This window comes from Naasia sp. SYSU D00057 (genome assembly GCF_017916505.1).
Taxonomy (GTDB): domain Bacteria; phylum Actinomycetota; class Actinomycetes; order Actinomycetales; family Microbacteriaceae; genus Naasia.
Genome location: NZ_JAFMSZ010000002.1, coordinates 493,437 through 505,122, shown reverse-complemented (window position 1 = coordinate 505,122; position 11,686 = coordinate 493,437). Strand labels below are relative to the sequence as shown.

The following is an 11,686-nucleotide window of genomic DNA, read 5'->3' as shown; positions in this document are numbered from 1 at the left end:
TGTCCCCCATTACGCCGACTGTGCCAGCCGGGCGCAGCCTCCACCATCGTTCTGGGGGACCGATTGGGGGGCCTCCTGTCCATCCGAACCGGATCAGAACAGGAATCACATGATCAAGAACATCACCGCCGCTCTCGCGGCCAAGCGGGCCGAGCTCGGCAAGGACGAGAAGGGCTTCACGCTCATCGAGCTGCTCGTCGTCGTGCTCATCATCGGCATCCTCGCCGCCATCGCCATCCCGGTCTTCCTCACGCAGCAGGACCAGGCGAAGGACTCGGCCGTGGAGTCGGACCTCGGCAATGCCAAGGTCGCCTACGTCAGCTACCTCGTCGCCAACCCGAGCGGCACCGCGACCGGTAACGCCGCCACCGTTCTGGACGAGTACGGCTTCAACGCGAGCGACGACAACACGATCACCATCGCCACGGGTGGCAGCAACTTCTGCATCTCGGGTGCCCGCACGGGCAGCTCGGACGCGTGGTCCATCACCGCCGACGAGGGCGTGCGCGACGTCGGTTGCGGCACCACGGGCGGCACGACCACCACGGAGTAATCCGACGCAGGGGTGGGATGCGGCAGGGGGCCGCGTCCCACCCCTTCTTCTACTCGAACCACAGCGACACCACCGGGGGAGGTGCAGGGGGAGTGAGCGAGACACTGCCGGCGGAGGCCGGAACCGACGACGCGGGGATCGGCATGATCGAGATCGTCGTCGCGATGTTCATGCTCGCGCTCCTCGCCCTGTCCTTCGCTCCGCTGCTCGCCGGCACGCTCCGCCTCGCGGCGGGCAACGCCGACCGCACCACCGCCACCGAGCTGGTCGAGCGCCAGCTCGCCGAGGCCCGCGGCCAGACCGCCACCTGCGCGGGGCTCACCGCCTACGCCGCGTCGCCCGTGCCGACGTCGCGCACCGGGCGCGGCGTCGTCCTCACCTCGGCCCGCGATGTCGTGTGCCCGCCGACCTACCCGGGCACCGCCCGCGTGACGGTGCGGGTCACCGCCGACGGCGCGACGCTCGCGACCGCCTCGACCCTCGTCTACGTGGGCAGCGCATGAGCGCCGCGAGCCGGGAGAGCGGCGACGACCGCGGCTTCACCCTCATCGAGCTGATCGTCTACATGGCGCTGCTCGCGCTCGTGCTCGGCGGCCTCGGCGGCGTGTTCCTCGCCGGCCTCGGCGCGCAGCGCGACGTCGCGTCGAGCACCTCGGCGTCGGGCGAGGCGCAGCTCGTGTCCCGCTCGGTCGTGCAGGGCATCCGCAACGCGTCGTCCTTCACCGCGGGCACCCGCGACTCCGCCGGCCAGGTGCTCCGGGCGCGGGTGGGGTCCACCGACGGGGCCGGCACGACCACCTGGCACTGCGCCGCCTGGTTCTGGTCCGCCGCCGACCGCGCCGTCTACACCGCCACCAGCGTGACCGGTCCCGTCGCCGCCCCGTCGGCCTCAAAGCCGGCGGGCTGGACCCTGCTCGCGAGCGGCGCCACCCTGCCCTCCGGCGTCGCCGCGCCGTTCACCGCGGCGTCGAGCCAGCTGGCCGTCGAGCTCCTCGTCGCCGGCACCGAGGGGCGCCCGGTGCGCGTCTCCACCACGGCCGCATCCCGGCCCTCGAACACGGCGGGGACGCCGTGCTGAGGCGGATCCGCGGCGAGGAGGGCAGCGCGCTCGCCGGCGTGGTGGGGCTGATGCTCGTCATCGCGGTCGTCTCGCTCGCCGTGCTCACCTCCGCCACCACCGGCGCCGCCTACAGCACGTCGGCCCGCGCCAACGTGCAGTCGCTCGCGGCGGCGGACGGCGGCGTCGACGCCGTCTACGCCAACCTGTCGGTCGGCAACTACGTCTGCTCGCTGGGCGCCACCACTGCGCCCGCGTTCACCGCGACCGTCACCTACTTCAACGCCGCCGGCAACCAGATGCCCTGCGGCTCCGTCGTGCTCGGCACGCCGGTCTCCGCCGAGATCCGCTCGACCGGCACGGCCGCGAACCCGGGCACCGGCAGCACGGACGGCGACGAGCGCACCGTCGTCGCCACCGTCGCCCTGGGCTCCAGCGCCGGCTCGCTCGCCCTCGACAAGGCGATCTTCTCCGAGGGCTCGTTCACGCTCAGCAACAACGTGACCATCGAGGAGTCGGCCACCGGCGAGACGGACGCGGATCTGTACAGCAACGGCACGATCTACTGCAAGACGCAGCTCGACATCCAGGGCGACATCACCGCGCAGGGCGACCTCTCCTTCGAGAACACCTGCGAGGGGCTCGGCACCATCTGGGTCGGCGGCAACGCCTCGTTCAGCTCCTCGGTCAATGTGAAGGGCAGCATCTTCACCGCGGGCCGAGGCACCATGACACTCGCGAACTCGTCGCACATCGAAGGCTCGCTCGTCACCAACGGCAGCGTCGTCCTCGAGAACTCGCCCGGCGCGAAGGCGTGCCCCGGCACCACGAGCCAGTGGGGAGTCTGCGGCTCGGTAGTCGCCCTCGGCGGGTCGATCAGCTCCAAGAACGGCGCCTCGATCGGCGGCAGCGCCTACTCCCAGTCGGGGTTCACGGCGACCACCGCCAACAGCACGCAGGTGGTGGGCCACGACGTGGTCGTCGTGAACGGGGGCGTCGCGGGCAGCAACCTCAGCGGCACCACGGTCGGCGGCAGCATCCGGGCGTGGGGCGCCATCGGCATCGACAAGGCGCGGGTCGGGAACCTGGCCGGCTCGTGCCAGCGGACCGCGGGCAACGGCTTCGCCTCGTGCGGCACCGCGCCCGCCGTCCCGGCCCCGAACCCGGCGGTGTCCCTGCCCGCCGAGCTCGGCTATCCGTCCTCGACAGGGGCGCTCCCGGTGGTGAACGCACCGGTGCGCGAGGAGCTGCCGCGCATCGAGAGCAGCGCGACGGCGCTCGCGAAGTGGAGCGGCTGGACCGTCCGCACGTTCTCCGGCGCCGACTCGTGCGCCCAGGCGAAGTCGTTCCTCTCGGGCGCCTGGAGCGGCAAGCAGCTGCTGCTCGTCACCGGATGCTCCGGCCCGATCTCGTGGAACAACGAGACGCTGAGCGTGAAGGGCGACCTCGCCATCCTCAGCACCACCGGGTTCCTCGCGGGCAACAACTTCAAGGTGGCCTCGTCCTCGACCACCACGCACGACCTCATGTGGATCGTGCCCTCCGACGGGCCCGGCGTCTCCTGGAGCGCGGTCGCGAACACGACCCCTATCCAGTACTCGCCGTCGTGCACTGCGGCCGGCGGCAACATCGCGATCACCAACCAGACCACGATCACGGGCGCGCGCTGGTTCCTCTACTCGCCCTGCACCGTGACGATCAACAACCAGCTCAACGGCTTTAAGGGCCAGATCTACGGCGGCTTCGTGACGTACCCGAACAACAGCGCGATCACCAAGGCGAACATCGCCGTCCCGGGCGCCACCTCGTCGTCCTCGAGCGCGCCCAGCTTCTCGGCGCAGATCACGTCGCGCCTCGACGTGACCGGGGAGGGCTGATGGCCGCCGTGCTGCTCGGGGTGTTCGGCTCGCTCCTCGGCTCCTTCCTCAACGTGGTCGTGTATCGCGTGCCCCGAGGCCTCTCCGTCGTCTCTCCGCCCAGCTCCTGCCCCGGCTGCTCGGCCCGGATCGCGCCGTGGGACAACGTGCCCGTGCTGTCGTGGCTGCTGCTCGGCGGCAAGTGCCGCGCCTGCCGGATGCGCATCCCGGTCCGCTACCCGCTCGTCGAGGCCGGCACCGCCGTCGCCTTCGCGGTGGTCGCGGTCCGGTTCGTGCCCGGCGTCCTGGACTGGACGCTCGCCGGGGCGCTCGCGCTCGCCGCGTTCCTCTACCTGGCCGCGATCACCGTGGCCCTCGCGCTCATCGATCTCGACGTGCGGCGGCTGCCGAACGCGATCGTGCTGCCCGCCTACGGGGTCGGCGCCGCGCTGCTCGTGCCCTCGGCCCTCCTCGCCGGGGACCCGGGCGCCCTGCTGCGCGCCGGCGCCGGCGTCGCGATCCTCGGCGGCGTCTACCTCGCCCTCGCGCTCGCCGTGCCGCACGGCATGGGCGGCGGCGACGTGAAGCTCGCGGGCGTTCTGGGGCTCTTCCTCGGCTGGCTGGGCTGGGCCGAGCTCGCCGTCGGCGCCATCGGCGGATTCCTGCTCGGCGGCCTCTTCGGCGCCGCGCTGCTGCTCACCGGCCGGGCGAAGCGCGGCACCGCGGTGCCCTTCGGCCCGTGGCTGCTCGGCGGCGCCTGGCTCGGCATCCTCGCGGGCGCGCCGCTCGCGGATGCCTATCTGCGACTGTTCGGACTGGGGGACTGACATGGGATCGAGGATCGTGGGCGTCGACATCGGCGGCGCCACCGTTCGCGCCGCGGAGGTGCACGACCCGGCGAAGCCCGGGGCGGCCGTGCACCGCTACGAGGAGATCGACCTGCCGGAGGGCGCCGTCCGCGACGGCGACGTGCGCGAGCCGAACACCGTGGCGGACGCGCTGCGGCGGCTCTGGTCGAGCGCCGGCTTCAAGAGCAAGGACGTCGTGCTCGGCGTCGGCAACCACAAGGTGATCGTGCGCGACCTCGTCGTCGCGAAGCAGCCCCTCGAGCGGATCCGGGAGAGCCTGCCCTATCAGGTGCAGGACCTGCTGCCGGTCCCCGTCGCCGACGCGCTGCTCGACTTCTACCCGGTCGCCGAGGAGCAGGGGGAGAGCGGTCCGATGATCCGCGGCCTGCTCATCGCGGCCGTGAAGGAGTCGGTGGAGGCGAAGGTGACCGCCGCGCGCCTCGCCGGCCTCAACCCGGTCGGCGTCGACCTCGTGCCGTTCGCGCTCAGCCGCGTGCTGCTTTCCGGGTCGGGCGCCGCCGGGTCGGTCGGGCTCGTCGACGTGGGGGAGACCACCACGATCGTCGTCGTCGCCCGCGACGGAGTGCCGAGCTTCGTGCGCATCATCCCCGCCGGCGGCCAGGACATCACCCGCGCGCTCGCCGACCGGCTCGACCTGCCGATGGACGAGGCCGAACGGCTGAAGCGCCTCGTCGGCCTCGTCGCCGCGCCCAAGGCACCCGAGGGGCTCTCGACGCTCGCGTACGAGACGGTGCTCGAGATCGTCTTCTCCGTCACCACCGAGCTGCTGTCCGGGCTGCGGAACACGCTCGCCTACTACGCCGCCAACCACGGCGACCAGGTGGAGCGCATCCTCCTCACGGGCGGAGCCGGCCGCCTGCCCGGCTTCCCGGACGCCCTCGCCGAGCTCACCCGCGTCCCGGTCCGCGAGGGCAACCCGCTGGAGGGCATCACGCTCGCCCGCGCACTCCAGGAGCGGGAGCCCGCCACCGGGTGGGGCTCCATGACCGTGGCCGTCGGCCTCGCGAGCGGGGGCACGGCATGAGCCTCGCCCTGACCCGGCGTCCCGAGCTCGTGCTCGGCGCCGCGCCCCGCGCCAACCTGTTGCCGCCGTCGGTCGTCGCCGCGCGCCGCGGTCGCCGCGTGCTGCGCCTGCTGCTCCTCGCCGTCGTCGCGGCCGCGGTCGTCGTCGCCCTCGCGATCGGCGGCGCCTCCTTCGCCGTCGCCGGCAGCGCCGCATCGCTGCAGGCCGAGCGCGCGAAGAGCGACGCCCTGCTCGCCGAGCAGGCCGAGTACAGCGACGTGACCGCGCTGCTGTCCGACCGCACCCGGCTCACCTCGGAGCGCGCGCTCGCCGCGGCGACCGACGTGGACTGGGCCGCCTACCTGCTCCTCGTGCGCGGCACGCTGGCGGACGGGATGGCCCTCGTGGGCGCCGACGTCACCGCCACCACGCCGCTCGAGCAGATCGTTCAGCCCACCGCCCCGCTCCAGAGCGCTCGCGTCGCGACCCTCGTGCTCACCGCCTCCGCCCCCGACCTCCCCGCCGTCGAGCAGTGGCTCGCCGACCTGCAGACGCTCCCCGGCTACGCGGACGCGATCCCCGGCGCGATCACCGTGGACCAGGACGGGAACCTGCAGGCGCAGGTGACGGTCGGCGTGAGCGACGCCGCCTACTCGCACCGCTTCGACCCGGAGGGCGACCGATGAACCTCACGCGCATCTGGATCGCGGGCGGCGTGCTCGCGGTCGCCGCCGTCCTCGCCGGAGGCTGGCTCCTCGCCGTGCAGCCGATGCTCGCCGCCGCCGACGACAACCGCGCCCAGCAGGCGTCCGTGGCGGCGCTGGTCGCCACGCAGGAGCAGCAGCTGGCCGAGCTGAAGCGTCAGGCCGCCGACCGGGACCGGTTGGAGGACGACGTGGCCGAGCTGAGGGCCGCGCTGCCCGCGGGCGCCGCCATGCCGGACCTCGTCGGCGAGCTCGCCGACCTGGCCGGGGAGGCCGGGGTGCGGATCACCGACCTCGGCACGAGCGAGGCGCAGCAGCTGGCGAGCTCGGCGGGCACCGCCGCTGCCGACTCCGCGCCGGCCGACTCCGCCCCTGCCGAGGGGGAGGAGCCCGCAGCCGCGGCACCTGCGGCGTCGTCCACCACCATCGCGATCCCCCTGCAGATCACCGCGGAAGGCGACGGCGACCAGCTGATCGACTTCGTCGGACGGGTGCAGAACGCCGACCGGCTGCTGCTGCCCTCGGCGCTCACGCTCTCCCTACCGGAGAACGCGGACGAGCGCCAGGTCACCCTGTCCGTCCTCGCCTACGTGTCGCCGCAACCCTAGACTGGCGACCGATCCGGGGGGCTCGCCCCCTCGACCCACGCGCGGAGGCAGCATGAGCGACGACAAGCCCACTCGCAGGACCGAGGAGCCGGCTCCCGGCACCGATCCCGCCACTGTCGGGGAGCCGATCTCGGTGGTCGAGTCCCGTGAGGTGCCCGTCGCGGTGACCTCCTCCGCCCCCGCCCAGGACGCCGAGCCGGAGGGCCCCGCGCACCGCGCGGACGCGCCCGTCGACGCGCGCCCGGCAGGCGACGCGGCGCCGGTGACCCCCGCAGCGGAGGACCCGCGTGCCGAGCTCGAGAGCGACCGGCCGGCGGACGCCGAGCAGGACGCGCCGCCCGTCCGCCGCGGCGGCGCCGTTCCCGCCGGGCAGTCCGAGACCGCTGACCGGACGGAGCGGCTCGAGCAGCCGGCCCCGCCCGTGGCCGCCTTCGGCTCCGGTCCACACCGGGACGGGGAGCTCTCGCCGGCCGAGCAGCCGACCACAGAGGCCCCGCGCCTCTCCCAGGCGCGCGCCGCCGCGGTGCCGGACCAGACGTCGGCAGCGGAGCCGTCGGTCGCCGCCGTGCCGCCCGTCCCGCCGGCGCCCGAGCGGGCGGACGAGCGGAGCGCCGGCGAGTCGCGCACCGAGCCCCGCGACGATCGCCCCGCCGACGACGCCCCGCGCGACAGCGCCGAGCAGGAGCGCACCGCGGTCGCCGCGGTGCCCGCCCCCGGGGACGACAAGCGGACCGAGGACACCGCCGACAGCGGCGACACCGCCGGCATCCGGGACGCCCGGCCCGAGGAGGCCCAGCCGCGCGGCGCCGTCGCGCCGCCCGCGGAGGCGCCGGTGCCGATCCCCGCCCCCACCGCTCCGGTGCAGACCACAGGGGAGGCGCCGGTCGCCGCGCCGCCGCCCTCGCGTCCGGCGTTCCTCGACTCGCCGGTCCCGCCCCGCAAGAAGGGCAACCGCGGCTTCGGCATCCTCATGTCGGTGCTCGCAGCGATCGTCTACGCCCTCGTCTGGGCGGGCGTCGCGGCGCTGATCATCGCCGTCAACAGCACGGCGGACCGGTTCGGCGGCTCGTTCACGAGCTTCCTCGTCAGCCCCGCCTACTGGGGCCCGGTGATCGTGTTCCTGATCGGCATGATCGTGCTGTCGCTCATCGTCAACCGCGGGGGCTGGGCCTGGTGGCTCATCGGCGGCTTCCTCGTGGCCGTCGCCGTGTACTTCGGCTACCTCGGCAGCGCCCTCGCCACCGTGGCCCCGCGGATCACGCCGAACGAGGTGCAGGGCTTCCTCGGCACGATCGCCCTCAGCCCCCTCGCGATCGCGAGCGGTGTCATCGCCCGCGAGGTGTCGATCTGGTTCGGGCTAGCGACGTCGGCCCGCGGCCGCAAGGTGAAGGCCCGCAACGCGGAGGCGCGCGCCGAGTTCGACCGTGAGTCGGCCGAGCGCCGCGCGGAGTACGACCGCGCCCGCTCCGGCATCGCCGAGTAGCGCAGAACGACGAACGGGCCGATCCGGCAGATCCGGGCTTCCTAGGAGGCCCGGAAACGCCGGATCGGCCCGTTTCGCGTTCGAGTCAGGCGGCGGGGGCGACGAGCTCCGCGCGGAGCGGCCAGTCGCCGTCGAGGATCACCTGGGCAGCGGCGCCGTTCTCCTCGTCGACGAGGATCGGCGCGAGCAGGTTCACGACGGGGCCCGCCTCCGACATGGTGGCGACGACGTAGACACTGAGCGGCGAGCCCGCCGGGGCGCCGACGGCGGCCGAGTGCTCCTCCGTGAGGACGGGCGCGTACTCGGGGACGAAGACGGCGGGGTCGACGAGGAACAGGCGCAGGTCTGCGCCCGCGGTGTCGCGCAGCGTGAAGAGGCCGATCGCGCCCTCGACCGGCGAGAGCACGAAGTCGACGACGGGGGACAGGCCGGGCGGAGGCGCGGTGAAGGTGAGGTTGAGAGTCGTGCCGGGCAGGGTGGGGGCCATGGTGCTCACGAGAGGTAGGAGAGGAGGGTCGGCTGGAGGGCGCGGGCGGTGACCGCCAGGGCCGTCTGGTAGGTCAGCTCCTGGGCCTTGAGATCGATGATGGTCTTGGCCGGATCGGCGTCCTCGATGCCCGACCGCTGCGTCTCGAGGGCCACCGACTGGGAGAGGTTGGTCTCCTGCGCCTGTTCCATCCGAGCGTAGCGCGCGCCCACGAGCGCATGCTGGGTGGTGATGTTCTCGCGGTGGGCGTCGAGCTCGGCGAGGCGGGCCGAGACGTCCTTGCCGTCGCGCAGGTCCTGCACGATCGAGTCGATCGAGGCGAAGAGCGAGCCCGCCCCGCTCCCGAAGGTCGATTCCCCGTTCGCGTCCACCACGATCGTCTCCGTGTCGTTGATCCGCCGGGTCACGGTCGCGCCGTCGGCCCCGGAGAAGGTGTACGGCGCGGGGGTCACCGAGTCGGCGCCCGTGAATGCGCTGCCCGCGTTGGAGCTGCCGGCGAAGATGGGACGGCCCAGGTAGGTGGTGTTCGCCTGCTGCAGCAGGTCGGACTTGAGGCCGTCCAGCTGGGTGGCGATCGCCTCTCGGGTCGCCGGCGTCATCACGCCGCTGTTGGCGCCCCGGAGCGTGAGTTCGCGCGCCTGGCGCAGGAGGTCCTCGGTGTGGGTGAGCGCGTTGTCCAGGGTGGACATCCACGCGAGGCCGTCCGAGATGTTCGTGCCGTACTGCGTGACCGACCGCTGCTCCGAGCGCAGCCGCATGATCGACGCGGTGGCGGAGGGGTCGTCGGAGGGCTTCGTGACGGCGCGGCCGCTCGACGCCTGCTCCTGCAGCTGGACGAGCAGGGCGCGCGAGGACGTGAGGTTCCGCTGCGATGAGACCAGCATCTGCTGGTTGGTGATCCGGCCGAGCATGGGTGCTACCTTCCGACGATCCCGGTTCTGTTGATGAGCACATCGAGCATCTCGTCGATGGCCGTCATGACGCGCGCCGCGCCCTGATAGGCGTGCTGGTACACGAGCAGGTTGGTCGTCTCCTCGTCGAGGTCGACGGCGGCCTGCGACGCCTGGGCGCCGCTGGCCGTGGCCAGTGCCTGGTGGCCGAGGCTCGCCTGCTGTGCCGTCGTGCGGGACAGCACTCCGAGCTGGACGACGTGCGCGGCCCAGGCGGCGTCGGGCCCCTCCGGGGCGCGGCCGAGGCCGGCGATCCTGTCGGCCATCCCGCCGTTGCCGCCGCCGGCATCCGGCAGGGCGGCGGCGATGCCGGAGACGCCGGTGGGCAGGATGGTCAGCCCGAGCGCCGCGGGAACCGTCGCGTCGGCGCTGAAGCCGAAGAACGAGGCGCCCGAGGTTCCGTCGGGCAGGTCGCCCTGCTGGTGCAGGAGGTTCACCGTCTCGGCGAGACCCGTCGCGAGGCTGTTGTACACGGCGGCCTCCTCGGCCCACGGACCGCCTCCGCCGCTTCCGTCGGCGGGTGCCAGCAGCGCGAGATGCGCGGCGAGGGCGCCGCCCTCGACGTCCACCGGGCGTCCCTCGCCCTTCCACTCCAGGCGGACCGGGCTGGTCGCGGCCTCCTCGAGGCGGGCGGCGCCGGCGACGGCGAGGGTGCGGGACGTGGTCCCCGCGACGAGGGCGCTGCCGCCGAGCAGCACGTCGACCGTGGAGTCGCCGTTGTCGCGGACGGTGGCGCCGGTGAGGCGGGCGAGGTCGGTGACGAGGAGGTCGCGCTGGTCGCGGAGCTCGTTCGCCGAGCCGCCCGCGCCGACCGTGCGCCGGATCTGCTCGTTCAGCCGCGCGACCTGCGCCGCGGTGTCGTTGATGGTCGCGACCGTGGTCTTGGCCGCGGTGAGCTGGCTGTCCCAGCCGGCGGTCGCCTCGCTGTAGCCGGCGGCGATCCGGGAGGCCACCTGGCCGGCCTCGGTGAGGACGGTCGCGGCGTGGCCGGCCGAACCGGGATTGTTGGCGAGGTTCTGCCAGGAGGCCCAGAAGCTCGCGAGGGTCGCCGGGAGGCCGCTCGTCCCGGGCTCCTTGAGGGAGGTCTCGATCGTGGACACGGCGGCCGAGGTGACCGACCAGTATCCGGCGGTGGACGCGGCGGAGCGCACACGCGTGTCGAGGATCGAGTCGCTCAGCCGGTCGACGCCCGTGACCTGGACGCCCTGCCCGATGTTCACGCCCGTGCGGAAGACGCTGGAGGCGGCGGCAGCAGAGCCGACGGCGGCCTGGCTCACCCGCTGGCGGGTGTACCCGGCGGTGGTCGCGTTCGCGACGTTCTGACCGGTGACGTCCATGCCGGCGCGGGCGGCCTGGAGTCCGGAGTAGGCGGTGTGGAGGGCGCCGAAGGTGCTCATGTCAGAACCGCCGATCGAAGAGGTGGCTGCCGGACGACGCCATCGCCGGCGCGCCCCGCCCGTCGTACATGCCCCCGCCGGGCTCGAGGTTCGCGAGCGTCTCCTGCGTGGAGCGGGCGGCGGCGCGCAGGTGCGTCAGGTTCGCATCGCGGATATCGGCGATCTGGGCCGTGAGGGCCGTGAGGGCCGTCAGGTGAGACTGGAAGATGTCGCGCCACGCGTCGGCCGGCGCGTGCCGGACCAGGTCGCGCAGGGTCGCCTCGTCGCCCGCGCCCCACTCCTGAGCGAGCGCGGCGGACTCGACCGTGCGCTCGATGCCGGCCTGGCGCAGCCGGACGAGCACCTGCTCGACCTCGCGAGTCGCGAACGGCAGCCACTTGGCCTTGCCCGCGCTGAGCAGCAGCTGCTCCTCCTCGAGCTTGAAGAGCAGCAGCTCGAGCAGCTCCCGCTCGCGCCAGAGGAGCGTCGAGAGGTCGTTCGCGCTCATGCCGGTGTCCTTCCTGCCTGCGAGGCGCAGATCGGGCACTGCGCCGGATCCGGAGATTTTCTTCCCCGATCTCCTTTCACATTCGGCAGTCCGTGCCGATAGGTAAGGATGCGAGGCCGTATCCGTGCGGAACGGCGGCCGCATCGTAGACGTCCCTCCCTCCCCGACACGGGAGGTCGACGCAACCACTTATGGGGTCTATCTCGCCTACCCCCCATCTCCTGAGAATGAG

The 11,686-nt window shown here is 73.3% G+C and carries 13 protein-coding genes; 9 read left to right on the top strand and 4 right to left on the bottom strand.

Features of this window, described 5'->3' with window-relative positions:
• Positions 1-109 precede the first annotated feature (109 nt).
• From J3P36_RS16595 to J3P36_RS09750, 9 genes are all read left to right on the top strand, one after another.
• Positions 110-553, top strand: a complete 444-nt coding sequence (locus J3P36_RS16595; protein ID WP_210507556.1) for a type II secretion system protein — start codon at positions 110-112, stop codon at positions 551-553.
• A gap of 92 nt (positions 554-645) precedes the next feature.
• Positions 646-1,056, top strand: coding sequence for a hypothetical protein (locus tag J3P36_RS09785; RefSeq protein ID WP_210507554.1), 411 nt, complete (start codon positions 646-648; stop codon positions 1,054-1,056).
• Positions 1,053-1,631, top strand: coding sequence for a prepilin-type N-terminal cleavage/methylation domain-containing protein (locus J3P36_RS09780; protein WP_210507552.1), 579 nt, complete (start codon positions 1,053-1,055; stop codon positions 1,629-1,631). The genes J3P36_RS09785 and J3P36_RS09780 overlap by 4 nt, the downstream gene beginning before the upstream one ends.
• On the top strand, positions 1,625-3,487 hold the full coding sequence (locus tag J3P36_RS09775) for a hypothetical protein (RefSeq protein ID WP_210507550.1): 1,863 nt from the start codon (positions 1,625-1,627) through the stop codon (positions 3,485-3,487). Before J3P36_RS09780 ends, J3P36_RS09775 begins: the two co-directional genes overlap by 7 nt.
• Positions 3,487-4,293 (top strand): A24 family peptidase, encoded by an 807-nt coding sequence (locus J3P36_RS09770; protein ID WP_210507548.1) that lies wholly within the window; start codon positions 3,487-3,489, stop codon positions 4,291-4,293. Before J3P36_RS09775 ends, J3P36_RS09770 begins: the two co-directional genes overlap by 1 nt.
• A 1-nt stretch (position 4,294) precedes the next feature.
• The gene (gene pilM / locus J3P36_RS09765) at positions 4,295-5,359 is read left to right on the top strand and encodes a type IV pilus assembly protein PilM (RefSeq protein ID WP_210507546.1); all 1,065 of its coding nucleotides are present in this window, start codon (positions 4,295-4,297) and stop codon (positions 5,357-5,359) included.
• Positions 5,356-6,024: a hypothetical protein gene (locus tag J3P36_RS09760; protein WP_210507544.1), complete on the top strand. Its 669-nt coding sequence runs from the start codon at positions 5,356-5,358 to the stop codon at positions 6,022-6,024. Before pilM ends, J3P36_RS09760 begins: the two co-directional genes overlap by 4 nt.
• The gene (gene pilO, locus J3P36_RS09755) at positions 6,021-6,650 is read left to right on the top strand and encodes a type 4a pilus biogenesis protein PilO (protein WP_210507542.1); all 630 of its coding nucleotides are present in this window, start codon (positions 6,021-6,023) and stop codon (positions 6,648-6,650) included. The genes J3P36_RS09760 and pilO overlap by 4 nt, the downstream gene beginning before the upstream one ends.
• Before the next feature lie 52 nt (positions 6,651-6,702).
• Positions 6,703-8,133 carry a hypothetical protein gene (locus J3P36_RS09750; RefSeq protein WP_210507540.1) on the top strand — a complete coding sequence of 477 codons (1,431 nt, stop codon included), beginning with the start codon at positions 6,703-6,705 and terminating at the stop codon, positions 8,131-8,133.
• A gap of 85 nt (positions 8,134-8,218) precedes the next feature.
• On the opposite strand, the gene J3P36_RS09745 is transcribed toward J3P36_RS09750, so the two are convergent.
• The 4 genes from J3P36_RS09745 to flgN are packed head-to-tail and all read right to left on the bottom strand — an operon-like array spanning position 8,219 to position 11,454.
• Positions 8,219-8,620 carry a flagellar assembly protein FliW gene (locus tag J3P36_RS09745; RefSeq protein ID WP_210507881.1) on the bottom strand — a complete coding sequence of 134 codons (402 nt, stop codon included), beginning with the start codon at positions 8,618-8,620 and terminating at the stop codon, positions 8,219-8,221.
• A 5-nt stretch (positions 8,621-8,625) separates the two neighbouring features.
• Positions 8,626-9,531, bottom strand: coding sequence for a flagellar hook-associated protein FlgL (flgL, locus tag J3P36_RS09740; RefSeq protein WP_210507538.1), 906 nt, complete (start codon positions 9,529-9,531; stop codon positions 8,626-8,628).
• A 5-nt stretch (positions 9,532-9,536) separates the two neighbouring features.
• Positions 9,537-10,967 (bottom strand): flagellar hook-associated protein FlgK, encoded by a 1,431-nt coding sequence (gene flgK, locus J3P36_RS09735; RefSeq protein ID WP_210507536.1) that lies wholly within the window; start codon positions 10,965-10,967, stop codon positions 9,537-9,539.
• Between the two features lies 1 nt (position 10,968).
• Positions 10,969-11,454 (bottom strand): flagellar export chaperone FlgN, encoded by a 486-nt coding sequence (flgN, locus tag J3P36_RS09730; protein WP_210507534.1) that lies wholly within the window; start codon positions 11,452-11,454, stop codon positions 10,969-10,971.
• Positions 11,455-11,686 lie beyond the last annotated feature (232 nt).

Coding starts and splice junctions, on each gene's coding strand:
- flgL (WP_210507538.1), bottom strand. CDS start 9,531: ATGCTCGGCCGGATCACCAACCAGCAGATGCTGGTCTCATCGCAGCGG.
- J3P36_RS16595 (WP_210507556.1), top strand. CDS start 110: ATGATCAAGAACATCACCGCCGCTCTCGCGGCCAAGCGGGCCGAGCTC.
- J3P36_RS09750 (WP_210507540.1), top strand. CDS start 6,703: ATGAGCGACGACAAGCCCACTCGCAGGACCGAGGAGCCGGCTCCCGGC.
- flgK (WP_210507536.1), bottom strand. CDS start 10,967: ATGAGCACCTTCGGCGCCCTCCACACCGCCTACTCCGGACTCCAGGCC.
- pilM (WP_210507546.1), top strand. CDS start 4,295: ATGGGATCGAGGATCGTGGGCGTCGACATCGGCGGCGCCACCGTTCGC.
- J3P36_RS09770 (WP_210507548.1), top strand. CDS start 3,487: ATGGCCGCCGTGCTGCTCGGGGTGTTCGGCTCGCTCCTCGGCTCCTTC.
- J3P36_RS09760 (WP_210507544.1), top strand. CDS start 5,356: ATGAGCCTCGCCCTGACCCGGCGTCCCGAGCTCGTGCTCGGCGCCGCG.
- J3P36_RS09780 (WP_210507552.1), top strand. CDS start 1,053: ATGAGCGCCGCGAGCCGGGAGAGCGGCGACGACCGCGGCTTCACCCTC.
- pilO (WP_210507542.1), top strand. CDS start 6,021: ATGAACCTCACGCGCATCTGGATCGCGGGCGGCGTGCTCGCGGTCGCC.
- flgN (WP_210507534.1), bottom strand. CDS start 11,454: ATGAGCGCGAACGACCTCTCGACGCTCCTCTGGCGCGAGCGGGAGCTG.
- J3P36_RS09745 (WP_210507881.1), bottom strand. CDS start 8,620: ATGGCCCCCACCCTGCCCGGCACGACTCTCAACCTCACCTTCACCGCG.